At 72.1% G+C, this 25,847-nt stretch carries 19 protein-coding genes; 8 read left to right on the top strand and 11 right to left on the bottom strand.

The window, feature by feature from the left end; translation table 11 throughout:
• Positions 1–149 precede the first annotated feature (149 nt).
• Positions 150–752: a PH domain-containing protein gene (locus tag QSK18_RS23595; protein ID WP_232809880.1), complete on the top strand. Its 603-nt coding sequence runs from the start codon at positions 150–152 to the stop codon at positions 750–752.
• Positions 753–787: 35 nt separating this feature from the next.
• Here the strand turns inward: QSK18_RS23595 and QSK18_RS23600 are convergent, their stop codons facing one another.
• Both QSK18_RS23600 and QSK18_RS23605 read right to left on the bottom strand, forming a co-directional pair.
• Positions 788–1,945 (bottom strand): GTPase family protein, encoded by a 1,158-nt coding sequence (locus tag QSK18_RS23600; RefSeq protein WP_232809879.1) that lies wholly within the window; start codon positions 1,943–1,945, stop codon positions 788–790.
• Between the two features lie 98 nt (positions 1,946–2,043).
• Complete coding sequence (locus QSK18_RS23605; protein ID WP_232809878.1) at positions 2,044–3,555, bottom strand: MFS transporter; 1,512 nt, start codon at positions 3,553–3,555, stop codon at positions 2,044–2,046.
• A 186-nt stretch (positions 3,556–3,741) separates the two neighbouring features.
• On the opposite strand from QSK18_RS23605, the gene QSK18_RS23610 reads away from it, so the two are divergent.
• Positions 3,742–4,395, top strand: a complete 654-nt coding sequence (locus QSK18_RS23610) for a TetR/AcrR family transcriptional regulator (RefSeq protein WP_232809877.1) — start codon at positions 3,742–3,744, stop codon at positions 4,393–4,395.
• Here the strand turns inward: QSK18_RS23610 and QSK18_RS23615 are convergent.
• The 9 genes from QSK18_RS23615 to QSK18_RS23655 form a co-directional block, all read right to left on the bottom strand.
• Positions 4,366–4,851: an SPOR domain-containing protein gene (locus QSK18_RS23615; RefSeq protein WP_232809876.1), complete on the bottom strand. Its 486-nt coding sequence runs from the start codon at positions 4,849–4,851 to the stop codon at positions 4,366–4,368. The genes QSK18_RS23610 and QSK18_RS23615 overlap by 30 nt on opposite strands.
• A 106-nt stretch (positions 4,852–4,957) precedes the next feature.
• Positions 4,958–6,787, bottom strand: coding sequence for a hypothetical protein (locus QSK18_RS23620; protein ID WP_285623436.1), 1,830 nt, complete (start codon positions 6,785–6,787; stop codon positions 4,958–4,960).
• On the bottom strand, positions 6,784–10,248 hold the full coding sequence (locus QSK18_RS23625) for a DUF5682 family protein (protein WP_502894258.1): 3,465 nt from the start codon (positions 10,246–10,248) through the stop codon (positions 6,784–6,786). The genes QSK18_RS23620 and QSK18_RS23625 overlap by 4 nt, the downstream gene beginning before the upstream one ends.
• Positions 10,249–10,805: 557 nt before the next feature.
• A complete protein-coding gene (locus QSK18_RS23630) occupies positions 10,806–11,987 on the bottom strand; it encodes an ATP-binding protein (RefSeq protein WP_352396629.1) in 1,182 nt (393 codons plus the stop codon).
• A 376-nt stretch (positions 11,988–12,363) separates the two neighbouring features.
• Entirely contained in the window at positions 12,364–12,537 is a 174-nt protein-coding gene (locus QSK18_RS23635) for a hypothetical protein (protein WP_285623444.1), read from the bottom strand.
• A 29-nt stretch (positions 12,538–12,566) separates the two neighbouring features.
• On the bottom strand, positions 12,567–17,639 hold the full coding sequence (locus QSK18_RS23640; protein WP_285623447.1) for a hypothetical protein: 5,073 nt from the start codon (positions 17,637–17,639) through the stop codon (positions 12,567–12,569).
• Positions 17,636–18,502, bottom strand: coding sequence for a DUF4132 domain-containing protein (locus tag QSK18_RS23645; RefSeq protein ID WP_232813697.1), 867 nt, complete (start codon positions 18,500–18,502; stop codon positions 17,636–17,638). The genes QSK18_RS23640 and QSK18_RS23645 overlap by 4 nt, the downstream gene beginning before the upstream one ends.
• A gap of 66 nt (positions 18,503–18,568) precedes the next feature.
• Positions 18,569–19,609 (bottom strand): aminoglycoside phosphotransferase family protein, encoded by a 1,041-nt coding sequence (locus QSK18_RS23650; RefSeq protein WP_232813696.1) that lies wholly within the window; start codon positions 19,607–19,609, stop codon positions 18,569–18,571.
• Positions 19,606–20,985, bottom strand: coding sequence for a helix-turn-helix transcriptional regulator (locus QSK18_RS23655; protein WP_232813695.1), 1,380 nt, complete (start codon positions 20,983–20,985; stop codon positions 19,606–19,608). Before QSK18_RS23655 ends, QSK18_RS23650 begins: the two co-directional genes overlap by 4 nt.
• Before the next feature lie 794 nt (positions 20,986–21,779).
• On the opposite strand from QSK18_RS23655, the gene QSK18_RS23660 reads away from it, so the two are divergent.
• From QSK18_RS23660 to QSK18_RS23685, 6 genes are all read left to right on the top strand, one after another.
• On the top strand, positions 21,780–22,160 hold the full coding sequence (locus QSK18_RS23660; RefSeq protein WP_232813694.1) for a hypothetical protein: 381 nt from the start codon (positions 21,780–21,782) through the stop codon (positions 22,158–22,160).
• An 87-nt stretch (positions 22,161–22,247) separates the two neighbouring features.
• Positions 22,248–23,318, top strand: a complete 1,071-nt coding sequence (locus QSK18_RS23665) for an acyl-CoA dehydrogenase family protein (protein WP_232813693.1) — start codon at positions 22,248–22,250, stop codon at positions 23,316–23,318.
• Positions 23,315–24,082, top strand: a complete 768-nt coding sequence (locus QSK18_RS23670; RefSeq protein WP_232813692.1) for a PIG-L deacetylase family protein — start codon at positions 23,315–23,317, stop codon at positions 24,080–24,082. Before QSK18_RS23665 ends, QSK18_RS23670 begins: the two co-directional genes overlap by 4 nt.
• 4 nt (positions 24,083–24,086) lie before the next feature.
• A complete protein-coding gene (locus tag QSK18_RS23675; RefSeq protein ID WP_232813691.1) occupies positions 24,087–24,644 on the top strand; it encodes a class I SAM-dependent DNA methyltransferase in 558 nt (185 codons plus the stop codon).
• Positions 24,641–25,450, top strand: coding sequence for a glycosyltransferase family 2 protein (locus QSK18_RS23680; protein WP_232813690.1), 810 nt, complete (start codon positions 24,641–24,643; stop codon positions 25,448–25,450). The genes QSK18_RS23675 and QSK18_RS23680 overlap by 4 nt, the downstream gene beginning before the upstream one ends.
• Complete coding sequence (locus QSK18_RS23685) at positions 25,447–25,842, top strand: hypothetical protein (RefSeq protein ID WP_232813689.1); 396 nt, start codon at positions 25,447–25,449, stop codon at positions 25,840–25,842. Before QSK18_RS23680 ends, QSK18_RS23685 begins: the two co-directional genes overlap by 4 nt.
• The last annotated feature ends 5 nt before the right edge of the window (positions 25,843–25,847 follow it).

A 25,847-nucleotide genomic window follows, 5' to 3' on the forward strand; every position in this document is an offset into this window, starting at 1 on the left:
TGGTGACGCTTGTTGACTTCGTCTGTCGACATTGTGGGTCAGAAGCTGGTGAGACGGCAGTGCCCGCAGTCACCCACCGGGAATATCGGGGCGTGACTTTCCCGAGTCGAACGGCGCGAAGCGATCTCCGCTGACCTAGAGTGGTCATCATGGTGGGGCATTCAGAACGATTCGGCCCGGGCGTGCCCAAGGAGCTCGACCGCTACCTCATCCCCAGCGAGCAGATCATCTTCATGCTGCGCAGGCACTGGGTGGTGCTCGCCGAGCCGGTCGCCACGGCCGTCTTCGGCCTGATCATCCTGGCCTGGGTCAGCGGGCAGAACGACGTCCCCGGTCTGCTCACCCAGATCCTCACGGTGGGCTGGCTGCTGCTGCTGTCCCGGCTGATCCTCCGGGCCTGGGAGTGGTACGACGAGCTGTTCCTGGCCACCGACCGGCGGCTCATGCTGGTCCACGGCATCATCACCCGCCAGGTCGACATCATGCCGATGTCGAAGGTCACCGACATGCGCTACGACCGCACGGTGACCGGGCAGATCCTCGGCTACGGGAAGTTCGTGATGGAGTCGGCCGGTCAGGACCAGGCCCTCAGCACGATCAACTACATCCCCGACTCGGACCTGCACTACCAGCAGATCTCACAGATCATCTTCGCGCCGTCCGACCGCAAGGTGACCCAGAAGGCGGCCGCGCCCGGGTCGCGGGTGCCGATCAGTGAGCCCGAGCAGGCCTGGTGGCGGCGCAAGAACTAGAACTGAGGACGGGTGGCGCGGCCCGGGCGGGCCGGTCACCTCTGTTCTTCCGAGGACTTGTAGCCCCCGGGAAGCTTCTTGCGCATGTTCCCGCGGAACTCGTCGAGGAACAGTTCCCGGATCGCATCGCTGTCCAGGGCCCCGGACACGCTGGTCAGCTTGCCCTGGGCCAGGCGCGAGCAGACGGTGGTCCAGGCCTGGCCCACGGCCCAGGTGACGCTGGTGGCCACCGCTGCCGCGATGCCTCCGCCGACCAGTGAACCGGCCCCCGGAACCGTCTTGATCAGGCTGGTGACCAGGGAACGCCCACCGGCGGTGGCCGCTGCGGTGGCGGCCAGGGCGGCGGCGGTGGCCCGGTCCACGCCGACCCCGTAGATGTGCGAGATCGTGGCCATCATCGTGAGCTGGATCGGCACGAGCACCGCGGCGTCGGAGAACGGGATCGGGGTAGCCCCGGCCGCCGCGGCGGCTCCGACGGCGGTGCGGATCGCCTTGTTCGCCGAGTCGCGCTTGCGCTTCAGGTCGATCTTCTGAGCAGCCGTGAGCGCCTCTTCCACACCGGCCGGGGCAACGCGAAAGGTGGCATCGAGCAGTTCCTGCAGCCCGTGCGCCTCCAGGCCGGCGAAGTCGTCGGCCTTGGCGTTGGTCAGGAAGATCTCTTCCTTGGCGAGCGGGAGGTCGCGCCCGGCGATGTCGTCGCGCAGAGCCTCGGCGTCGGGGTGACAGCGGCCGTCCCGCCGGGGTACCTGGGTGAGGACGAGGAGCACCGGGAGCCCGAGCCGGTCGAGCTCGCGGATGAAGTGCTCCTCGGTCTCCTCGAAGCGCCGGTCGAGCGAGCGCACGCAGTACCAGGCAACATGGAGCTGCTCGGCCTGCGGCTGCCGGCGCATCTGGCGCACGTAGGCCTTGAGCTCGGACAGGATCGTCTCGTCGTCGGTACCGATCTCCAGCCCGCGGGTGTCCAGCACGCCGAAGTGACCGTCTGCGTGCATGTAGAGATGACTGTCCATGGTGACCGGCTGCCCGATGCCGGTCTCGGCCACGTCTTCCCCGAAGATCGCGTTGACCAGCGTGCTCTTGCCCACGCCGGTCTTGCCGAAGATGGCCAGGTTGAACCGGCCGATCTCGCGCGCCTTCTCGTCGAACGTGTCGCCGAACTGCTTGCTGAACCAGTCCCGGGGAGCGGGTGCCATGCGGGTAATCCTCGCATCTCTGCGCCGGCCCGCAGGTTCGGCCCGCTCGCCCACCTGGTGCGAGGACCAGGCGGGCGAGCAGTCTGTGCCCCGGCGACTCAGTGCATGACCACCGGCTCGGCCGGGTCGGCTGCGCTGTCGGCCGTGGTAGCGGTGACCTGCACGGTGGTGGCCCGCGAGCGGTACATCAGGGCCGCGAGCAGGGCACCGGCCAGGAAGAACCCGCCCACCCAGGCGTAGGCCGTGCTGTAGCTGCGCACCGCCGCCTCGGCGAGGACCTGGGCCGTGGCGGGCTGGTGCCCGGCCAGGTACGAGGTGGCCGCGGAGGCGGCGAGGGTGTTGATCAGCGCCGTGCCGAGCGAACCACCCACCTGCTGGCCGGTGTTGACCAGGGCCGAGGCCACGCCGGCGAAGCGCGGGTCGACGTTGAGGGTGGCCGTCTGGATCGCCGCGGGCATCATCTGGCCGAAGCCCATGCCCATCAGGATCAGCGGGAACAGGATGCCCGGGGCGTAGGCGCTGTCCAGGTCGAGCCCGGTGAGCCAGAAGGCGCCGACTGCGGCGAAGAGCATGCCCGAGGGCACCATCACGCGGGGGCCGAAGCGCGGCAGCAGGAAGTTGCTGGAGATCTGCGCGGTGAAGACCAGGGCCACGATCATCGGCAGGAACGACAGGCCCGTCTTGACCGGCGAGTACCCGAGGGTGAGCTGCAGGTAGTAGGTCAGGAACAGGAAGATGCCGAACATCCCGATGCCGGCCAGCAGCACCGACAGGTAGGAGGCGGAGCGGTTGCGGTCGAGCACGATCGCCAGGGGCATCAGCGGGTGCGCGGCCCGGGTCTGCCACCAGACGAAGCCCACGCCCAGCACCAGCGAGGCCACCAGCAGGCCGATGGTCAGAGTGTCGGACCAGCCGTCGGTCTCGGCGTGGGAGAAGCCGTAGACCAGCGAGAACAGAGCCGCCGAGACCAGCAGGGTGCCCGGCACGTCGAGCCGCGGACGGGGACCGGTGCGCGGCACCTCGGGCAGGAAGAGCAGGGCGCCGATCACCGCGACGACCGCGATCACGCAGTTGACGTAGAGGGTCCAGCTCCAGTCGAAGTGCTCGGTGAGGAAGCCGCCGAGCAGCAGGCCGATGGCGCCGCCCATCCCGGCGATGGCACCGAAGATGCCGAAGGCGCGGCGGCGCTCGACCGGGTCGGTGAAGGTGGTGGCGAGCACGGCCAGCGCGGTCGGGGCGAGCAGGGCGCCGAACACCCCCTGCAGGGCCCGGGCCGCCACCAGCCAGCCGAACGTCGTGGCGGCGCCGCCGAGCGCGGAGGCCGCGGCGAAACCGATCAGCGCGATGATGAAGGCCCGACGCCGGCCCATCAGGTCGGAGAGCCGGCCACCGAGCAGCAGCAGGCTGCCGAAGGTGAGCGCGTAGGCGGTGACGACCCACTGCCGGTCGCCGTCGGAGAACCCGAGGTCGGCCTGGGCCGACGGCAGGGCGATGTTCACGATGGACGAGTCCAGCACGACCATGAGCTGGGCGAACGCGACCGTGGCGAGAGTCAGCCAGCGCCCCTGGGGCGCGGCGGGCGCCGGCGGCGCAGATGTGGTCTGGGACATGGGCGCAACCATATACGAGACTCGCCAGTTCCGGAACAATGAAGTTTCGGGACTGCGCCGTTCCGGTACCCCCACGTTCCGTAACCCGGCCGTTCCGGAACGGCCGGGTACTATTTGCCACGGGGCGTCGTTGTCCTTCACAGGGCCGAACGCCACTCCACAACGATGAACCGAGGTGCCACCGCGATGACCACGCCGACGGCGAAGCCGGCCGAGCCGACCAGGGTGGGCCGTAAACGCGACCACTCGCGCGACCCGGAGATCCTCGAGGCCGCCCTCGACGTGCTGGCCGAGATCGGCTACGAGCGCATGACGGTCGACATGGTCGCCACCCGGGCCAAGGCCGGCAAGGCCACGCTCTACCGGCGCTGGCCGTCCAAGGCCGAGCTGGTGGTCGACGCGATCGCCTGCATGAAGCAACACCCGGGCCCCGGCCAGGCCACCGTCTTCGTGGCGCCGGACACCGGCTCGCTGCGCGGCGACCTGCGGGCGATGGTGAAGCCGAAGGCGATCAGCGACGGCAGCCGCCACCTCAAGATCATGCTCGGCGTGGCCTCGATGCTCTCGCAGCACCCGGAGCTGCTCGAGGCGATCAACGACATCATGATCCGCCCCCGGCAGAACATCTTCCGGCAGATCTTCCAGCAGGCGATCGAGCGCGGCGAGATCGAGGCCGGGGTGGACGTCGAGCTGATGTCGTCGCTCGGGCCCGCGATGGGCATGTTCCGGGCGCTCTACCAGCAGCAGGCCCCGTCCCGCGAGGCCATGCTGCACCTGATCGACACGGTGATCCTGCCCGCGGTCGGGCTGTCAGCGCCGCTGGAGGGTACGCACGATTGAGCCGTCGATCTCCTCGGTGATCGCCTGGGCCTGGGCCCGGCCCTCGGCATCGTCCTCGAACGGGCCCACGTAGACGACGAACCAGCCGGCGTTCATCGGTGCGTACCGGTCCGACTTGAGCACTCCGGCGTCCAGTCCGGTCTGCCGCAGCTCCCGTGCCTCACCGTGCGCCTCGTCGCGGGTGGGGAAGCTCGCCACCTGCACCACCACGAACGGTTCGTCGGTGGCCGCAGCGGGCAGGGGTGCCCAGTCGGTACGTGGGGTGCCGACCCCGACGGCGGTCATGGACGAGTGGGCGATGGCCGCCACGATGATCACGATCGCGGTGAGCACCGCCGCCAGAATCGGCCAGAACACGTCGATCCCGGGCGCCTGCACCGACCATCGGGAGACACCGGTGGCCGGCGTCTGGGTCTGCTCCGCCTCCTGCCGGGAGGCGCTGCTCACGTCGGTCACGATGCCGGGAGTCTAGGCGTACCGGCTGCTTGCCTTCTGGCGATCCGGCTGGTCATCCCTCGGATCGACGCCCATCCAGGTCCATGGGTCACCCCTGTCACAGCCGTCACTGCGGTGCCTCGAGGAGCGCCCGCTGATAGGTACCGGCGGCCAGCCAGGCCCGGGCAAGTTCATCGTCGGCGCCTCCCGCGAGCCGTCCGAACACGTCCCGTCCGGCGGGCTGGGCGGCCGCCAGCAGACCCTCGAGCAGGGTGGCCGCCGTAGCGAGTTGCTCGCGGCGCAGTAACGCGGCCTCCTTGCGGACATCCTGAGGGACGCCGGGCACGGACAGCGTTCTACGGCCGCCCGAGACCACCCTCTGAAGACGACGCCGGTAGGCCAGAAGTGGATCCGTGACCTCGCCGGCCTGGGGATACGGCGGTGGCGGGCCGGAGGGCCGTAAGTATCGGGGGCTCAGCCGGTCGAACCCCAGATCGGCGTGCCCGTTGAGTGCGGCCGGCAGCCGCAGGTCACCACCCCCGATGGCGATCAGCTCGAGCGTGGCGGGCAGTCCGAGGAATCGGGCCGGGGCAGCCGAGCCGTTCACGTCGTCAGGCCGGGGACGCGCGACCGCCAGCATCCGCAGCCCTGGTTTGTCGGCCAGCAGCCGCAGGTTTTCGCGGTGGACCTGACGATGGTCTCCACCGGGGACGACGAGCCGAACCCCCTCCCCCGCGTCGTCGACCGCGAGAATGGCATCTCGTTCGCTGCCACAGACCGTCAGCGAGAGCAGGCGAGGCACCCGCGCGGAGGCCGACCGAGCACTGTTCGCCTCGGCGGCCTGACCGTTCAGTAAACCGAACCGCACCGCCAGCTGAGGTTCGGTCCAGGCCACGCCCGCAGCGCGAACCGCCCGGACCGCGTTGCCCGACCCCAGTCGTCCGTCCGGATTGGCGGTGGCCGAGGCCATGATCATGCCGGCGCGGGTCAGTTCCCGGTGCGAAAGCCCGGTCTCGCCGACTGCGACCGGCCCCGAGGCTGATGCCGGGATGCGTTCCGCATCACCGGGTTTGACGTCGGAGACCGACCACAGACGTCCATCGGCATCCGTGAGCCACACCACCACACCCGCGTAGCCGGCCGCGCTCGTCACCGGCTCCATGCACAGACCGGCCAGCCTCAGCCCGCCGACTCCCTGATAGACCGTGCGCGCCGTTCCGCGCCACTGGTCCGGTCCACCTCGGCCGCTGATCACCACGTGCGCGACCGCCAGCACCTCGAGCAGGTCGGCGGTGAGCGAGGGCAACGAGAACGAGGCGTCGTCGGACCGGGCCGCCCGAATCCCGCTCACCACCCGGGTGGTGGCCGAGGCCAGGCGGTGCAGCGCCCGTAACCGCGCCTGATGAACCCCCGCCAGCAACTGTCCCTGCAAAGCCGCCCCCGCACCGACCGTCCCGGACTCGAGCAACTGGGCCGCCCCGTCCCAAATCATTTGTGCAACGGCTTGTTCCGTGGGTTTCCACAGGTTCGCGGGGTGGTCCGGTTGCTCGATTGAAGACGTCGGTGGGCCTGTCCGGTCCTCCTCGGCACCAACCAGCGGGGGAACCTCGGGATCGCTGGGCCGGTCGCCCACCTGGTGACCTTCCGGGCTACCGGCGGACTCGACCGGCTCAGGAGCCGGAGTCTCGGCCTCCAGCACCGGTGCCACGCTCAGCACCGCGGCCCGGTGCAGACAGCCCGGCGCCAGAAGGCAGTCACAGAGCACATTCTCAGGACGGCGCAGGGCACCCTGCTCGGGCCGCAGGGTGACCTTGGCCGATCCCAGGTCGACGACCTCGTCGGCGTACTGCCACCCGGAGGCGCCGGAAACCGCTGCGTCCAGGCGCTTCTGCAGCCGTGCCGGCAGCCCGGCGATCGTCTCGGCCACGAGCAGCGGATCGGCCGGAGGCAGCTTCATCTGACCTGCTCCCCCACCCAGCGAGCGAGCTCGAGAGGACTCAGGGCGGCGACCGGCATGCCTGCCCCCACGAGCTGACCGGCCACCGAGACGCTGTATCTCGCCGCCCCGGTCTCGTCCAGCCCGGCGCAGCCCAGCACGTGCACCCCCGCGTCGACCAGCAGCCTCACCTGCGCCAGCAGCGGGCCGACGGCCCCGCCCTCCTCGAAGTCGCTCACCACCACGACCATGGTGCGGCTGGGCACGGTGACCAGCTGGCGGGCGGCCGCCAGCCCGGTGGCTATCGAGGTGCCACCGCCCACACTGACTTCCAGCAACAACGAGAGCGGATCGCTGACCATGCCGGTGAAGTCGATGACCTCGGTGGAGAAGGCCAGCAGGTGGGTGGTCAGAGCGGGCACACCGGAGAGCACCGCGGCGGTGATGGCCGACCAGACCGTCGAGGCCTCCATCGAGCCGGAGACGTCGACCAGCAGAATGATCCGCCAGTCGGTGGTGCGCTTGCTGCGGGTCTTGAACACCGGGTGCTCAGGAATGACGACCGGGGTTCCGTCGGGCCGGTAACGCGCCGTACGCAGATTGGCCCGGATGGTGCGGTGCAGGTCGATCGGCCCACCCGGACGACGGGTGGGCCGGGGCGAGGTCAGTCCGGTGAGAGCCGGGGTGAGCGTGCGGGACAGTTCCTGGGTGAGGTCGGCGACCACCTTGGCCACCAGCGGGCGCAGCCGGGCCACGGTTCGCTCGGGCAGGGCCCCGGCCAACGAGAGCACGCTGGTCAGCAGTTCCACGGAGGGCCGGGCCGAGGCCGGGTCGATCGCCAGCGCCGCATCCACCCGCCCACCGGCGGCGGCCGCGGCCAGAACCTCTTCCCGCACGCCGGCCCCGAACAGCTGTGTGAGTTCCTCGGACCATTCACGTACCCCCGGATAGGCCGGGCCGTCGCCCGCGCCGCCTCCGCCGAGGTCGCCCCCGGCCCCTTCACCCCGCCCCTGACCGTAGAGCTCGTCCAACGCCACGCCGTAGCGCTTGGCCTGCCCCTGCAGCTGCCCCTGCTTCTGGCCCAGCACCAGCCGCCACCGGTCGGCCGGGGCAAGGCTGACGGTGCCGGCCAGGCCACGCTCACGCAGGACCTCGAGAGCATGGGCGTCGGCCTGGGCCCAGCGTCCGAGCAGCACCGGATCGGTGGTCATCACCAGGTCGAGCCGGTCTTCCAGGCGGGCCTCGACCGCTGCCAGCAGACGACTGCGGGCGGCCGGGGTGAGGACGTCGAAGCCGCCGCGCACCGCCGGAAGCCTGCGCAGGAAAAGGGCGTCCGGCATCTGCTCGAGCCGGGCCAGCAACGGGTCGAGCACGTCCCCGCCGGCCTCCAGCAACGGGCCGGCCACGATGAGCAGGCCGGACAAGCGGGCGGTGAGCTCGACCGGAGTATCCAGGTCGAGCCAGCCCGCGGCCCGGTGACCGAGTTCGGCCGCGTCGTCCAGCCCGAGCAGCACCTGCACCGCCGCCCCGGCGCCCCGCATCAGCGGGCTGCCTTCGGTGGTCAGGCGTTTGAGCGCAGCCTCCAGGCGCAGCCCGGTCCCGAGCTGGTCGTGCCGCACGACCAGGGCCAGCAGGGCCCGGGCGTCGGCCGGATCGGTGGACCCGGCCAGGCCGTCCACCTGGCGGATCGCCGCCGAGTGCACCTCGTCGACGACCACGCCGAGCTGGATCTGGGGGTGGCCGGTCCAGGCCGCCGGGTCACCCAGGCCGGCCAGCCCCGGGATGGTCTGCTGCTCCAGCCGGCTGAGCAGGTCCAGGCCGGTCAGCAGCTCGGGCAGGGTGGCGGAGGCGGGCAGGACCCGGGCCACGTCGTCCAGCCGGTCGGCGGCCAGCCCGGGCAGCCCGCACTCGGCCGCCGCCAGCAGACCGTCGAGCACCTGCGAGGCCGTGCTGCCGCCCTCGGCCCGCTCCCGCTCGCGCTGCCTGCGCAAGGTGCCCTCGGCCGCCTGTTCCAGGGTCACGCCCAGGAGCCCGGCCATCTCGGTGAGGGCCGCGGACGACGGCGTCCACTCGGCCAGCCAGTGAGTGGTCAGAGCGGCGGCTGCCCCGACCCCCTGGACCTCGGCGGCCAAGGCGTAGTGAATGCCGCAGGCCTGGGTGCGCTGCAGGGTGATCTCGCGCCGCCGGTCGAGCGGACTACGCAGCGGATCGAGCCGGAGTTCCTTGCGCCCCGGAGCCTCTGGGTTCGGCAGCTTCAGCTCTCTGAGCAGGGCCTCGAGCGAGGGACCGAGCCCGGACCGGGGAGTGCCGGGGGCCAGCCGACCGCGACGCTCGCCGATCAGCACGCGCTCCATCGCCTGCGCCACCACCCGTCCGCGCCCCAGCGCCTCGCCCTGCGCCAGGACGGTGGTCAGCGCTTCGACGATCTCGCTGCGGCCGGGTGCGGGCAGACCACGCAGCCGGGCCAGGTCCTCGGTCAACCGCACCACCTCGCGAGCCTCACCCGGACCCGCCGGATGCCCGCCCGCCCGGATCTGCGCGCAGACCTCGACAGCCACCCTCGCAGCGGCGGTGGCGACCCGAGCGGGATCACCGCCGGCCCTGACCGTCTCGGCCTGCCAGCGCGGGTCGCGGATGCCGGCCGGATACCCAGAGCGGCTGTCCAGCAACGGATCGGCGTAAGGAACCAGGCTGGTGGTCACATCCCGGACCGGCCGGGGCTCGGTGAGCGCCTCGACCTTCGACTGCTCGGCCGGATCGGTGATGGCCGAGCCGACCAGTGCGGGCGCATGAAAGGCGCCGACCAGAACGGCAGTGCGGGCCTGCGGGTGCTGCTGCTGGTACTCGCGGATGACGGCCCGCATCTGCGCCTCGCGGCGGAGGTCGACCCCCGACACCCCGCCGTCGGCGGCCTCGTCGGCGCGTATCGCCCAGCCCACCGCCAGAGCAGCCCGCCGGACCTGTTCGGGGGTGGATCCAGGTGCGGGCGCCTCGACCACGCGGTCCCACAAGTCGTCGCCGTCGCGGCCGGTCTGGGCGTGACGTAGTGCGCGGGAGAAAGGTTGATGTGAAATAGTTTTCGGGCTCAGGTCGTCGCCGTGATCCGAACTGCTCCTCGCGTCGGCCGCGACCATGTTCTTCTTCTGGGCCTTCTTCGCCGTGCCCTCTCCCCAGCCCGCATCACCCAGCGGAAGGTCGCACGCAACGACCTTCACCCCGTGCGCGACCGCCCACCGGATCGCCACCAGTTCTGGGGAGAAGTCGGCGAACGGATAGAACGGCAGCGGCTCGCCCGAGCCCGCGAGCGCGACCGGGGCGACCGTGTCCGGATGCCCCAGCCAGGGCATCCACCGCTCGAACTGGCCAGGCATCTCGATCAGCAGGGCATCGGGCCGCAGCTCCTCGAGCAGGGTTGGGATCACCGCCGAAAGGGAGGGCGAATGATGGCGAACACCGATGAGATACGGGTGAGCGGCGACCATCTCGGCGACGGCCGCCCGGGGATCAAGCAACGCACTGCGCCGCTCGGTCGCGCGACCATCACGCTTGCCGGCTCCGCGCGCTCGGGGACGGGCGTCGCGGGCGACTGCGTCGCGGGCCGCTGCGTCCGACACGGCCAACGATCGTACGGCGGCGTCCTGCCCGGCCACGTTCTGCCCCGCGCTGTCCCGCCCAGCGCCGCCCTGCCCGGCGTTACCCCGCCCGGCACTGCCCCGCCCGGCACTGTCCCAACCGGCGCCGCCCTGCCCCGCGCCGTCCCGCCCGGCACTGTCCCGCCCGGCGCCGCCCTGCCCCGCACCGTCCCGCCCAGCACCGCCCTGCCCGATGCTTTCCTGAATCACCGCACCCCAAGAGGTATCTCGTGCAGCGTTGCCTCCCGACCGTCGACGCCCAGCACCGAAATCAGACCCGGTACCGGCGAGCCCTTCTGCAGACAGCACGGTTCCGACCTGCGGCGTCGCGTCGCCGCGGGCCAGATCGGCCGGCTCGGTCAGATTGGCCGGATTGGCCGGCGGGGGTGAACTTCCCATGGTTGTTCTCAGACCTCCAGCCTTCCGCGCAGCTCCCAGACCTGTCGCCAGAGCCGTCCACCGCGCTCGGCCCTACGCCGCACCGCTCCGTCCCAGTAGCCCAGAAGCCTTGCCGCGTCGGCCGGGTCGTCTTTACGGACCACCCCCAGCAGGTGCCCGGGCAGCAGCGAGAGCACGTCGCGGCCGGTCGGGAAGTAGGCCGAGGCGAGGCCCAGGGCAGCGGCCACGGACACCGCCTCGGCGGTGCTCATCACGGTGGACGGGCGTTCCACCTCCCAGCCCTCGACCGTGCTGCCGGTGCGCAGGTCGCGGAAGGCGGTGACCAGGACCTCCAGCACCGCGTCGTCCACGGTGAAAGGAGCCTGCACCCGCTCCAGCACCGCCGCGGCCTGACGCCGGACCAGCGCCGTCTCCAGTTCGATGTCGGCGATCGGCTGCACCTGCTCGAAGTTGAACCGCCGCTTGAGCGCGGCCGACATCTCCGAGACCCCGCGGTCACGCAGGTTGGCCGTGGCGATCAGGCAGAAGCCGGGGGCGGCGTGCACGGCCGAGTCCTCCCCGGTCAGTTCCGGCACCGCGATCCGGCGGTCGGACAGGATGCTGACCAGCGAGTCCTGCACCTCGGGAAGGCAGCGGGTGACTTCTTCGACGCGGGCGACGGCTCCGGACGACATCGCGCTCATCACCGGGGAGGGCACCAGGGCGGCGCGGCTCGGCCCCTGAGCCAGCAGGGCGGCGTAGTTCCAGCCGTAGCGCAACTGGTCTTCGGTGGTTCCGGCGGTGCCCTGGACCACCAGGCCACTGGTTCCGCAGACAGCCGCCGAGAGCAGTTCGGAGAGCATGGACTTGGCCGTGCCGGGCTCGCCGACGAGCAGCAGGCCGCGCTCGCCGGCCAGGGTGACCACGCAGCGCTCGACCAGGGCCCGCTCGCCGACGAACTTCTCCGAGATCGTCATCCGCTGAGGAATGCCCTCGCGCTGAACGCCTTGCGGCAAGGACAGTGGGCGCTCGCTACCGACGACGAAGGTGACGACGGCGCGGGGAGTGAGCCGCCAGCCGGGAGGACGGGCTCCGTCGTCATAAGCGGCCAGGAACTCCAACTCGGCGGCGAACTTGTGCTCCGGCGGATCAACCTGCCGCGGGCCGCCAGCCCCAGCCCCACCGGCCCCAGCCCCACTGGCTCCGACCACACCAGTCCCGGCCACACCAGTCCCGGCCACACCAGTCCCGGCCACACCAGTCCCGGCCACACCAGTCCCGGCCACACCAGTCCCGGCCGCACCAGTCCCGGCACCATCGGCCCCGGCACCATCGGCTCCAGCACCCGGCCCAACCACACCGACCCCGGCCACAGTCGTCCCGGGCACCCCCGTCCCGGCGCCACCAGTCCCGGCTGACGCTGTTTCCGTGCCGTCCGCCGGAGACTTGCCGGTCCGGCTAGCTGCTGCCTCGCTCATCGCCGTGCCCCTACCGTCATCGTCATTTCTGCACCGTCGTCTTCCGGCCCCAGCCGCCATCCTGGCTCAGCCCGCGCCCCTGACCATGGAGCACGCTCCTCAACCGGGCTCACGCCCCGGCCCCGGTCCTCCCCACCCCCGGGCTCACCCCGACCGAACTCGCGGCCCAGTTCATGGCCCAGTTCACGACCGAACCCGCCGCCGAACTCACGGCCGAGTTCACGACCGAACCCACCGCCGAGCCCGCCGCCGAACTCACGACCGAACTCACGGCCGGACTCACGGCCGAACCTGCTGCTGACTCCCGAACCTTCACCGCCTCACCCCCGGACGTCCGGTCTCGAGGGCCGCCATCCGGGGCTCGTCACCGGCCAGCACCCGTTCCCAGGCGCGGCGGTACAGCTCTCGCACCGACGTGACCGGCACCGCCAGGTGCAGCGGGGACGAGCCGTCTGGCTGTAGCCCGAGCAATGGCACCTTCCAGGCCTCCAGCGGCAGGCCTGGGGCCTTCACCGTGAGCCAGGCCGTGGGCAGGAACACGCTGCGCCCGGCCCGGGCCCGCTTGCCCTCGACCACCAGCCCGGCCTCGAGCAAGGCAGCCGTGGCCGTCTTCAGCACCTTCGGCGCCCACCCGTTCCACGTGCGGACGTTCTTGTCTGTCGGATCGGGCAAGGCCAAGAGCTGCAGGTACAGACGCGCGGCCTCGGTGCCGAGGTTGTGGCGCTGCGAGACCTCGGCCACCAGTTCGGGCACGCTGACCAGTGGGTCCTGCAGCCAGGCCAGCTCGGTTCCCGCGGTCGGCTCGGCCCGCACCTCGTCGATCAGCCGGGCCAGTTCACCGCTGCGGGCGATCAGCAGCGGCGCCGACTGGTAGCTGGGCAGGGCCCGGGCCAGCTCGAGCAGCGGCTCACCGCCCGCGTCGAGCTTGGCCGGGCAGACGAACACGGCCGAGTTCCAGCCCCGGCTGAGCAGATGCCCCACCTCTCCCAGCGGCACCACCTCGACCGGCTGGTTCGGGCCATCGGAAACAGGTGGCAGACCGTAGACCTGACGCAGGCCCTCGATCCGGCTGCCGTCGCCCTCGAGGAAGGTCAGCAGCAGGTCCGGATTGGCCAGCCGCTGCTGCAGCAGGTCGTACACCCGGGGCAGGACCGCCCGGACCGAGTCGCCCAGGGGCAGCCGGTAGGCCAGCCAGAGCAGGGCGATCACCGTGTCGGCCAGATGCTTGGCCCGGAACCCGGCGTCGGTGTCGCTCTCTTCCGGCTCCTGCACCAGCTGGTTGTCCCGGACGGTGAACCGCAGGTCGGTGGTGAGCCAGGGCGTGGATTCCGGGCCGACCATGCCCTGCAGGACCGCCGCCGGATCCTTGGCTCCCGTCCACGCGCTCTTACGGGCCGCGGAGAAGTCGGCCACCAGCGCGTCGGGTACCGGCACCCGGCGCCCGAACAACTCGTTCCAGCCCTCGGCCAGCCGGGCCACGTCGGGCCCCTTCTGCCACAGGTCGGCCGGGCTGTCCGGCATCGCCAGCGACAGCAGGTGCAGTCGCGCGTCGGTGGACAGCAGGCGGCTCAGACTGTCGCGGGCCGTCTTGGCCTCGGCCACCTTCAGGCCGAGCAGCTCACGCAGCGGCTTGGGCAGGAAGTTGTTCTCGTAGACGTCGATCCGGACCAGACCGGCCAGCAGCAGGGCGGCCTCGGCGCGGGTGACCCCGGTGGCCTGCGCCAGCTCTTCCACCGCCTCGGGACGCCACGGGGCCGGCCCGCGTTCGGCCAGCAACGCCAGCAGTTCGTTCAGCCGGCCCGCCCCGCCCCAGCCCCGGCCCTCGCGTGAGGCCGAGATGCCGTACCCCTTGACCGGGCCGAAATCGCCGGGCTCGGAGACATGTTCCACGGCATGGGTCACCCCTCGATAGCCACCGGCGAACCACTCGCTGTCCGAGCTGATCACGAAGGCCTGACCGCCCTTGGTGGGCAGCAGGGTGCCGAACGGCGCCAGCCCTTCCCGGGCCCCCTGCGGGGTGGTCGTCTTCTCGACCGTCAGCGTGAGCCGGCGCCAGCGCCCGTCCGCCTCGGCCAGCGGTGTCTCGGCAATGGCCGCGAGCAGCGCCGCAAGTGCGGGGCGGTCTTCGGCGGCGGTGGTGACCAGCGCGGCCCGCAGGGCCAGCGCCCCGAGCCCACCGACGGCCAGCGTCCAGTCGACCGAGGTCTGGGCCACCCCGGACTCCAGCCCGGCCAGCTTCTTCGCCCCGACACCGAGCTTGGCCAGAAGGCCCTTCCGGGGCTGCCCGGCAAGGGTTTCCACCACGCCGCGGAGGCTGGCGATCGCCGACTCACCAGAGTTGTGGTGGCTGCCCCAGTAGTAGCTGCGGTGAGTCGTCAGCCCGCCGAGAGCCCGGCGCAGATCGGTGTCGGGCACCGAGGAGGGCACCTGGACCCCCACCAGGGCCGGTGCCGCAGGCAGCTCCCCCTTCTCGCCGATCTCGGTGGCCGCCGGAGGGAGCGACGCCGTCTCGACCACCGCCGTGTTCACCGGCCGGGGCAGCGCCTCAAGCCTCTCCACCTGCGCGAGGGCGAGCTCGACCACCCCGGCGACCCCGAGAGCCAGCCTTTCACCGGTGATTTGGGGCAGGACCTTACGCACCGCCTTCTCGGCCTTGCCTCTACGGGCGGCGTCGAGCAGGGCCCGGGCCTGCTCGACGGTGATCGATCGCAGGGCTGCAGAGCCCTTCTCGTCCCGGGGGCGCAGCGCGTGCCAGAAGGCCAGCGGCGGCACGTACGCGGTGCCCTTGGCGTACTCGGAGCCCGCCGACGTGAAGTTCGCCGTGAACACCCGGCTGCCCCGGACCGAGCCGTCGGTGAAGGCCAGGCCGTGCCCGTGCCCGTCGGGCATCAGGGCGGCGGGCTCGCCACCACCCGGCATGCGGATCGGCCCGACCGCCGCGGGCCCTGGCCGGCCCCGGGCGGCACCGATCAGCGCGGGGCTGAGCCGGGCCGAGTCTCCACCGGCCGAGACCGCCTCGCAGGAGCCGTCGGCCAGCCGCACCGAACGCCAGCCCAGCAGGCCGTCGGACGTGCCGAAAGGCGTTGCCTCCAGACCGGGCTGGAGCGGGGCCAGGACACACCAGCCCTCGACCAGCTCGGCCCCCTCGCCCTGCAGACCGGCCTCGAAGAAGGCCGGCCGGGAGCGACGGCCGCCGTCGCCGGTGGCCGGGTCGAACTCGCGCCAGGACCGCCCCTGGGCCCCCTCCTCCAGCCGCCACCAGCCCGAGCCGTCGGTGGCCACCTCGCGGGACTTGGCCAGCGCCCGGTCTCCGCCCACCAGCGGGCGGCCTCCGGCCGTGCGCCCGCCCTCGGGCAACGGCAGGCTCGTACCGAAACGGCCGATTTGCTCGTAGTACAGGGACCCCGGGACGGTGAACACCTCACCCGGCCGGTTGCTCCAGTAGCCCGCCGTACCGTCGGGCCCCTCCCAGAGCACCCGCAGCTGACCATCCGTGTAGGCGACCTGCCACCGCCACGGGGTCGAGGTGCCGGGAGGCAGCCGGAAGGTGTGCCGCAGCAGCACTTCCGAAGGACCGACCACCACGGCCATCACCTTGTTGTGCAGGATGAGCGCGGGCCAGGCCTCGGTGACCGAGAACGCCGGCTCCGTCCAGCCGTTGGGATGCGGCTTCGGCACCGGGAACTCGGCCACCGCCTCTTCCAGGGCCGGCCAGCCCAGCTCGTCGACCAGGCCGATGCGCAGGGTGCCGGCCAGTGCGGCGGCGACGTCGGCCCCGGCGACCTCGTCCCGGGCCTGCGGGCGCACCCCGAAGACCTCGCCGTGCCAGACCGGCCGCATCCGGTCGAGTGCGTCGATCAGCGCGGGCAGACCACCCTCGGCCGTCTCCTGCGCGGCCTCGTCCAGCCAGCTCTCGAGCAGCGGCCGGGTGCCCCTGGTCTCGTAGAACACCCGCAGGTCGGCCAGCGGAATGCGGGTGTCCTCGGTCTGCTGGTAGCCACGCCGCCCGGCCAGGGCGTCGCGCAGCCCGAGCCGCAGCGGCTCCTGCGCCCAGCCGGCCTCGGCCAGGCAGGCCAGGTCTCGCCGGCCCGGTGACGTGTCGCTCTGCCAGCGGCCGAGCGCGAAGTGCGGCACCGGCCGCCCCTCGGGCAGCTCGACCCGCAGCCCGAGCGAGAGCACCAGGTCGAGCAGATCGAGGTCGGCGCCGTGCCCGAGCAGGGCCAGCGGCCGGTTCTCCGCCTGCAACTGCGGGGCCATCCGGCGCACCAGCTCGAGCACCTGCGCCGAGCGCCGGTGACCACGCCAGCCCTGGGAGCGCCAGGCCACCACGCGACTCAGCCAGCCGGACGAACCGTCGTGCGGCCGGGCGGCCTCGGGCTGCCCCTCGACCTCGGTCAGGCCGGCCAGCGCGCCGCAGTCGTGCAGCAGGCCGAACCAGAACTCCTCGGTCTCGCCCTGGTTGTTGCGCGGCAGCAGCCCGAGCAGGCGCCCGCGGATCGCCGGGTCCTTCTTCGAGAGCCGCTTCAGCGCCGGGGCGTACGACTTCCAGAACGGCAACGGGGCGTGTGGCAGGGCGGGCGAGTCGAGCAGCTGGGCGATCGCCTGCTCCTCCTCGGCCGCCTGGTTCAGCTTGGCGGCCCGGACCAGCCGGCGCAGATCGTCGGCCATGCCGGTGTAGGGCGGCAGTCCGCCGGCCACCCGCTCGGCACAGACCTGACGGAACAGCTCGTAGGCAGCCACCGGATCGGTGCGCTGGGCCAGGTCTTTCGCGTACTGGGTGAGCGACTTGGCGTTGAGGGCACCGCTGAAGGCGAACTCCAGGAACACGTCGCGCTGGCGGGTCTCGTCGATCGGCAGGGCGTGCATGCGCTCGGCCTCGCGGGCCTTGCCGAACATGATGGCCGCGCTCTGCTTGTTCTCGGCCGCCACGAAGGCCCGGCCGGCCTGCTCGTAGAACGTGGGCAGGAAGTGCGGCACCGAGGCCCCGAGCCGCCGGGCCAGCTCGTCGAACCCGTCGCGGGCGGCCCCCGGCCGGCTCTTGGCCTGCCGGGCCAGCCGCTCCATGTCCTTGACCAGGGCGAGCGCGTGGTGCCCGTTCTCCGGGTCGTTGATCAGGGCCCAGGCCGGGAACCCGAGCGCCTGGCGCCGGCCGGTACCGACCGGGACCGCCGGCTGCGACAGCTCGAACCCGAGGAACTCGAGCGCGAGATCCTCGGCCGGACCGAGGGTCTCGGGCACCAGCTGGACCACCGGGCGCTCGCCCAGGGCCGGGTGCCGGTAGACCCGGGCGGTGACCACGTCGGTCGCCTCGGGCTCGACGGCACCGGGAGCGGCCGGGACGATCGCCCCGGCCTCGATCAGCTTCTCGCGCGTCTGCCTGCTCATGCCGACTCTTCCTCCGTCTTGCGGCCGGCGTAGATGCGCGCGGCCATCCGCGCCCCCTCGGACCAGGCCACCGGGCCCACCTCGGTCAGCGGCACCGGCCGGGCCTGCTCGTCGACCCAGCCGAGTTCGCCCGTCCAGGTCTGGTACTCGGGTGCGTCGGAGCCGATCCAGTAGCGCGCGTCCAGCGCCCGGCCGCCCTCCCACACCCGCACCGTGGCGTAGCCGCCGCGCACCGCGTACCCCTGGGCCGCGGCCCGCCCGGTGGCGTGCCGCAGCTCGGCGAACTCGCCGTTGGCCCAGTCGTTCACCGACGTGTCCCGCGCGCGCAGCCCCGGGGGCCGGGTGGCGATCTCGCGGAACAGTTGCGCGACAACCTGTTCGACCTGCAGGTCGGCGACGAACTCGCGCAGCTCTTCCAGGTCGTCCAGGAGCACCGGGTGCGGCACGGTGACGGCTACGGAGGGCACGAACACCGTGTCACCGTCGAGGGTGACCAGCCCGACGCCCCGATCGGCATCGACGGCGCGCAGCAGGCCGACCTCACCGACCGGGGCACCGGCCTGGTCGAGCGGGCGGACCACCAGGTCACGCAGCACGCGCTGCCAGGCCGGATCGGGCCAGAGGGCCGCCAGTGCGTGCAGCGGCACCGGCAGCGAGCGGACCATCCAGGTCTCGACCTGGGCCAGGCACCGCGCCTCGTGCCGGGCCAGCCACTCGGCCACCTGGCGCAACTGCACCACGACCGGGTCTTCCTTCAACGCGGCCGGGACGCTCTTCAGCATCCGGCCGGCACCGTTACGGCACCGGACCCGCCCTTCGAGAAGAGCGACTTCGTGCCCACTCGCGGTCTTCGTCCAAGTCACGTCGCGGACGCTACCAACGCCCTCCGACAGTTTCGGCGGCCAGGCAGGTGAACGGTGGGCAGCGAATCAGACGGCGACCTGACCGTAGGTGCTCCAGCGGGCCTCGGCATCGCCCCGGCGCAGGCTGTCCACCCGGAACCGCCACTGCGGCTGCAGTCCGGGGTTGGCCGCCAGCACCGGCAGCACACTGGTGACCAACTGCAGTTCCCGCAGCCGCCGCAGGGCCGGGAACCCGGGCCAGGCCAGCACGTCCTTGCCGTAGCCGGCCGCGAACCGGGCGGCCAGGTCACCGCCGTAGTCGAAGCGCAGGGCCCCGACCGCGATCGGGGTCAGGTCCCACTCCCGCGGCCCCCAGCAGGTGGAGTCGAAATCGCAGAGCACCGGCCCGTTCTCGCCCACGATGACGTTGCCGAGGAACGAGTCGCCGTGGATCAGGCCGGCCGGCAGCAGCGGCTCCAGCCCGCTCAGCGCGGCCAGTTCCTCGGCCACCGCATCGGTCTCGGCCTGGAGGAAGGCCAGGTCTTCTCGCGGCAGCGGCCCGGCCGAGGCGATCCGCCGGCGGATCCCGGCCACCGGCCCCCAGCGCACCAGCGGCGACCGGGAAGAGGACTGCACCGGCAGGGGGCCGGTGTTCTGCCCGGGTACCGAGGGCTGCCGACGGCTCCGGCCCCGGCGGGCCGGGACGACCGGTGCGGCCGGAGCCTCGATCGGCACCGCGTGCACCGCCTTCAGCAGACCGGCCAGGTCTTCCGGGGTCGGGTCGCGCACCGGCCGCACGTCGTGCCAGACCGTGACCTCGTGGCCGTGCACGATCATCGGCTGGTCGGCCGCCTGGGCCAGCCGCACGGCCGGCACCCCGTGCCGTTCCAGCAGACGGGCCACGTGCACCACCCGCTGGGCCCGGTCGCCCACGGCGGCCGACCCGGCGATCCGGACCACCACCCCGGCGTGAGGCAGCCGCAGCACCGCGTTGTTGGTGAACTTCAGGACCGTGTGACCCCGGGGATCGAGGCCGAGGATCCGGCAGGCAGCCGTCACCGTTGCGGTGATCTCGGCCGGATCCAGTGCCGGACGGCTCAGCCCCGGACTGGTTTCGGCGTGGGTCACGAGACGAGGACCTGCTCTATCCGCCGCCCCAGGTCACGGATACCGTCGCCGCCCGGGCCCCGGTCGGGGCAGCTCAGGGCCAGCTCGCCCAGCGGGGCGAGACGGTCGGTGACCCGGCGCGAGCGCAACCGGTGGGCGTGCTCCAGGGCCAGCTCGCCGTACTCCAGCGCGGCCTGGCTGTCCTTGGTGAGCAGGCAGGCCGTGGCCAGCGCCCCCTGCTCGAACGCCAGGCTGCGGGCCATGCCCTGGTTGCGGCGGGCGACACTCGCCTCGAGCGCGCGCCGGGCCGGGTCGGCGTAGACCTGGTTGGTGCGGGCGATCGCCAGCTGCGTCATCCCCTCCAGCGCCATCACGTCCAGCTCGTGGAAGAACTGCACCCACGGCTCGGCGTCGGTGTCCTCGGCCCGGGAGAACTCGTCCGCGGCCCGGTTGAGGTGGGTGATCGCCTGGGCCTCGTCGCCCATCTCGGCATACGTCCAGGCGATGTTGGCGCACAGCATGGCCACCGTGCGGCGGGACCCGGAGTCCTGCGCGGCGAGCTGGCCGAGCTGGAAGAACCGCAGCGCCTCGCTGACCCGCTTGCGGTGCAGGTAGACCCGGCCGGCCCGGTAGAGCACGTTCGCGGTCAGCGAGGGCACCTTGGCCTGACGGGCGAAGTCGAGCGCGAGCGCGAGGTGGCGCCCGGCGACGTTGTAGAGGCCCACGTCGAACGCGGTCCAGCCGGCCAGATTGTGGACGTCCGCGGCCGCCACCCGCAGTCGGGTGCCGGTGGCGGGGCGGCTGGGGAGTTCACAGAGCTTGTCCACCCAGCGGGCGTGCGCCGACACCGCGTCGCGGCAGGCCCCGCCGCCGAAGCGGTAGTCGAGGTGGCGCAGCTGGGCGGTGACCGCCTCGGCCTGCTCCACGTCCTCCGGGCCGACCTGCCCGGGCAGAGGGGTGGCGGCGGCCGGGACGGAGGCCCACTCCGACGACAGCTCGCCGGCCGTGCCCACCGTCACCTCGGCCGCGTAGGCCAGCAGCGCGTGCCCCCGGGAGTCGTCCTCGTGGTCGCTGCGGGTCTGGGCCGGCACCAGGTTCTGGTCCAGCCAGGTGGCCGTGTCGTTGTCGTAGGCCAGGCCGAGGTAGCCGCGGGGCACGCCGAAGCCGTCGGCGACCCGGCAGAGCACCTCGTAGGCCATCACCCGGCGGCCCCGCAGGACCTCGTAGACCTCGGAGGACGACATCCCGGTGAGGGCCGCGATGGTCCGCTGCGAGGTGCCGTGCTTCTGCAGCAGCCGGAAGACCGTGCCCAGGTCGCGGGCGGCGAGCGCCCGGCGCATGTCGAGGCGCTCCCAGACCTCGTCGGCGGGCAGTGGACTTCTTGGTTCCACGTTCATCGCTCGACTCCTGTTTCCCCGTTTTCCCCGTCTTGACCGACGGTAGGGGATCCGTCACGGATTGGCTAACGACTCGAAAAGAATGTAGCCAAGCCGACTAGCCCGGCTAGGCAGTCGATGAATACATCCGCTTTGTCCTCTATAAAACGAGTCGTCCCGTGCCTGGCCGGACCGCCTCACCCGGCCGCCTAGCCGGGCAAGTCGTCTCCGGTAGGCAGAACGAGGAGCCGAGCCGTTCCACACGGCGGCTGTACGCCGCCGCCTGCCGGGAGCAATGCTTCTCAAACAGCGCCGGGACGGGTGACAGTCACCCGCCGACACCCTCCACCCGTCCCGGCGCCGGTACAGAAGTCCACACAGGTGAGTCGGTAAGACAGCGGCGAGCCCACGGGGGGCTCGCCGCGCCGGCACCAGCCGGCCGACCGCGACTGCGGTCAGCACCTTGCCACTGGGGCATGCAATATCAGGGACACCAGGCCACGCCCGGTGCACCCCCGGAGCAGCTTCCGTACGGCGACCGGACGATGCCATCCAGCCGTCGGTGACGGTGCAGGTTCGGGGGAAATCACCGGCAACTCCCGGCCTGCACCCAGTGACCCTGGGTCGAATGCTGACACCGCCGGGGCCGTCGGAGGACCGCCCGTCCGGAGCAGTTGCCGACCGGCCGTAACGGGAGACGGCCTTTCTCCGATAGCGCCCCCAGTGACTCTTTGCCATTCGAGATGGCACCGATTGATGGCAGGAGTGACACCAGCAGTGAGCAGCACCGATCAGCAGGTCACGGAGGTCCGGTCATGAGCCAGGTGAGCAGCAGTACAGGCACCGTCGGGGGTGTCTCGACGGGCTACGGCCCGTTCCGCGAGAGCGCGGTGACGATCAACCTCGAGGCCTGGACGGGACGCCTCACCTTCGACGCGAAGAACGGGCGCGGCTGGCGCGTCGGCACCGTGGTGGTCGACGTCGACCTGGCCGACCTGACGATCACCTACGGCACCCGCAAGCGGGCCGTCATCGACCGCGGCGACTTCCGCGACTGGCTGCTGCGGCCGGGCAGCCCGCTGCCGGTGGACGACGTGCTGTGGAAGAGCGAGGCCGACGGCATCTACATCGTGATCGGCGGGCTCACCTACGCGGTGCCGGACTTCGTGGTCCAGCGCCTCGACAACGTGATCTGAGACGGGCGTCGTCCCGGGCCGCCCGGCCCGGGCGCCCGGGGACATCTGAACGGGCCGGTTCCCCCGGTGCGCGTCAGGATTCAGTGCGTGGGAGCGCTGAACGGTTCGATCCTGACAACACCTCAGGAACAGGTCGGGGCCGCTACGGAAAGCGTGCTCTCCGTAGCGGATCGGCCACGCACGGGGAACATCGACCGTTCCGCCGCGGACTCCGCCGAGCGGGTGGCCGAAGCCGTGCGCGATCTGGCCGGCCGGCTCGATCCGGCCGGGCTGACCGGCCCGCTGCTGCCTCTGTGGCAGACGCTGGCCGCTCTGGGGCACTCCGACCTCTGCGTGGCCCGGCTGGCCGAGGGGCACATCGACGCGCTGCGCATCCTGGCCGAGGCAGGCCGGGAACCGGCCCCCGGCGCGGTCTACGGCGTCTGGGCGTCGGCCTCCGGCGGTACCGGCCTGAAGGCCAGGTCCACCCCGGAGGGCTGGAACGTCGAGGGAACCATGCGGTTCTGCTCCGGCGCCTGGTTCCTCGACCGGGCCCTCACCGTGATCTCCACCGACGCCGGTCCGGTCCTGGTCGACGTCGACGTGCGCCAGTCCGCCCTGACCCGGCGCGAGGACACCTGGCCGGCCGTGGGTATGGATGCCACCCGCAGCGTCGACGTGGAGGTTCACGACCTGGCCGTGCCGGCCGGCGCCGCCGTCGGCGGGCCGGGCTTCTACCTCGAACGGCCCGGTTTCACCCTGGGCGGCGCCGGAGTGGCGGCCGTCTGGCTGGGAGGCGCCCACGGCGTCCTCAATTCGATCCTGACCACCGCCGACCCCGACCGGGCCAGCCCCCACCACCGGGCTCATCTGGGGGCCATGGCGGTGGCCATCGCCTCGGCCGACGCGCTGCTCAGCAGTCTTGCGGGGCGCGGGGAACCGCTCGACCTGCCCGACATGACCGCCGCCCGCTCGGCGGTCGAGGCGGCCGTGACCGAGGTGCTCACCCGGGCCCCCCGGGTGACCGGCCCGAACGGCCTGTGCCGCAACGCCCGGATCGCGCACCAGCTGGCCGATCTGGAGATCTACGTGCGACAGCACCACGCCGAGGCCGACCACGAGCTGGCCGGGACGCACCTGCTCCGGACCGGCACCCTGCTCGGCCGGGCCTTCCGATGACCGATCAGCTTCCGGCCGCCACCGAGGTCACCGCACCGGGCCTGCCGCCCAGCCGGTGGCGTCCCCGGCTGGAGGCCGCTCCCAGCCCTCGCCTGCTGCCGGTCACGGCCGGCGATCCGGTCACGGTCATCGCCCCGCACCCCGACGACGAGTCGCTCGGCGCCGGCGGTCTGCTGCACCGTCTCTCCACCGCGGGCTGCACCCCCACCGTCGTCATCGTGACCGACGGCGCGGCGGGCTATCCGGGGGCCACCCCCACGCAGCGGCGTGAGCTCGCCCGCAGCCGCCGCCGGGAGACGTGGGACGCGATCCGCCAGCTCTGCCGCAAAGGCGCCCAGCCGGTGTTCTTCGACATCCCCGACGGGGAGGCGAGCGCACACGAGGCGGAGGTGACCGAGCGCATCGCCGCCGTCCTGCCCGGCAACGGCCTGGTGCTGGCCCCTTGGCCGGAAGATCCGCACCCGGACCACCAGGCGGTGGGCCGGGCCGCCCGGCTGGCCGCCGCCCGGACCGGGGTCGAGCTGTGGCAGTACCCGATCTGGATGCGGCACTCGATCCAGCCCGACGACCCGCGCGTCCCGCTGGCCGACCTGACCGTGGTCTGTCTCTCCACGGCCGAACGGCAGGCCAAGCGCCGGGCCATCGAGGCCCACGCGAGCCAGTTGCGCTCCCCCTTCCCAGATTTCGGTCCAGTGCTGCCTGAGCACGTCCTGGAACTGTTCGCCGACGGCCTGGAGCCGTTCTTCGTCCCGAGAAACTCCTAGATCCGTGCAACCGACCGATTTCGAGAAGCGTTACCAGGAGAACAGTGACCCCTGGGACTACCGCGGATCCTGGTACGAGCGGCGTAAGTACGCCCTGACCGTGGCCTCGCTCCCCCGGGAGAGGTACCGCCTGGTGTGGGAACCGGCCTGTTCCATCGGTGTTCTCACCCGCCTCCTGGCCGAGCGGGCCGATCGCGTGATCGCGTCGGACATCAGTTCCACCGCGGTCGCGCACGCCCGTTCGGGCGAGGTCCCGCCGAACGTGGAGTGGGACGTGGTCCGTCTGCCCTCGGTCTCCGGGATCACGGACGCCGACCTCGTCGTACTCTCCGAGATCCTCTACTACCTGGACCCTTCCGATCGCGAACGGGTACTGGCCCAGGCCTGGGACACCCTTGCCCCGGGAGGTGACCTGATCGTCGTCCACTGGCGGTCGTCCTCCGAGGACACCTACCTCTCCGGCGACGAGACCCACACCTGGCTGCGGGCCCGGCCCGGCTGGCGGCACCTGGTCACGCACGTGGACGAGGAGTTCGTGCTCGACGTCCTCAGGAAGCCGTGAGACCGGGCGGTCTCGTGGTGGTCGTGCCGGCCAAGGACGAGGAGGACCTGGTCCCGGCCTGCCTGGAGGCGGTGATCACCGCGGTCACCGGTATCCGCATCCCCACCGCAATCGTCCTGGTCGCCCATCGCTGCCAGGACGCCACCGAAGCGGTTGCCCGCCGGGCCTTCTCGAACCTGCCCCGGCTGGTCGAGGGCCTGGTGGTCCCCGTCGCGACCGGCACGGTCGCCACCGCCCGGGCGACCGGGACCATGGCCGGGCTCGGCGAACTGGCCGCCTACGGCATCCCTTTCGAGCAGACCTGGCTGCTGTCCACCGACGCCGACAGCGTCGTCCCGGCCGACTGGGTGCGGCGCTACCTGCCCTACCTGGGTTCCGGGGCGGCCGGGGTCACCGGGATGGTGCGGGTGAACGGCTGGGAAGCCGGTCCTCCTCTGGTCAGTTCCCGCACCAGCGAGGCCTACCGCCGGATCGTCACGGCCGGGCTGCACGTCAACGGTCACGACCACGTCTACGGGGCCAACCTGGCCGTGCGGGCCGACGCCTACCTGGAGGTCGGCGGCTGGCCGGAACAGGTGCCGGGCGAGGACGCGGCGCTGATCGCGGCCGTGCGCCGACGCGGGTTCCGGGTGGTGAGCGCGCCGGAGGTGGTGGTCACCACCAGCGGCCGGACCCAGGCCCGGGCCCCCGGCGGGCTGGGCGCCCTGCTCGGCCGCATCGTCGCCGACCACTCCTCCACCCCGCACCCGGCGGGTGGCCGGAATGCACGAATCATCCCCAGACAGGCACTACGCTCCCGCTCATGAAGTCCCCCGGGATCCTGATCGGCAGCTGGTTCGTGGCCGGCGCCGCCCTGACGCTGGCCGGCTGCAGCGACTCGTCCTCGGAGACCAAGCCCGACGAGGCGGCTCCCAGCCCCGCCGTCACCCAGGGGCCCGCCGACTGCGCCACCGGCGCCGACCTGGCCGGCCGGCTCAGCGATCCGCGGATCACCCAGGTCCAGATCGTGGGCGACTGTCACAGCGTCGCGATCAGCACCGGCCTGGCCGACGACGAGGCCGACCTGGCCCTTCTGGTCTGCGACTCGGCCGCCGAGCTGGCCTACGCCGATGCAGCGATCACCGGCGTCCAGGTCACCGGCGAGGCCGGCACCGAACTGGCCACCGGCGCCCGCGACAAGCCCTGCGCCGCAGCCTGACCGGC

Origin of the sequence: Kineosporia sp. NBRC 101677 (assembly GCF_030269265.1) — a bacterium.
In the GTDB taxonomy this organism is placed as follows: Bacteria; Actinomycetota; Actinomycetes; order Actinomycetales; family Kineosporiaceae; genus Kineosporia; species Kineosporia rhizophila.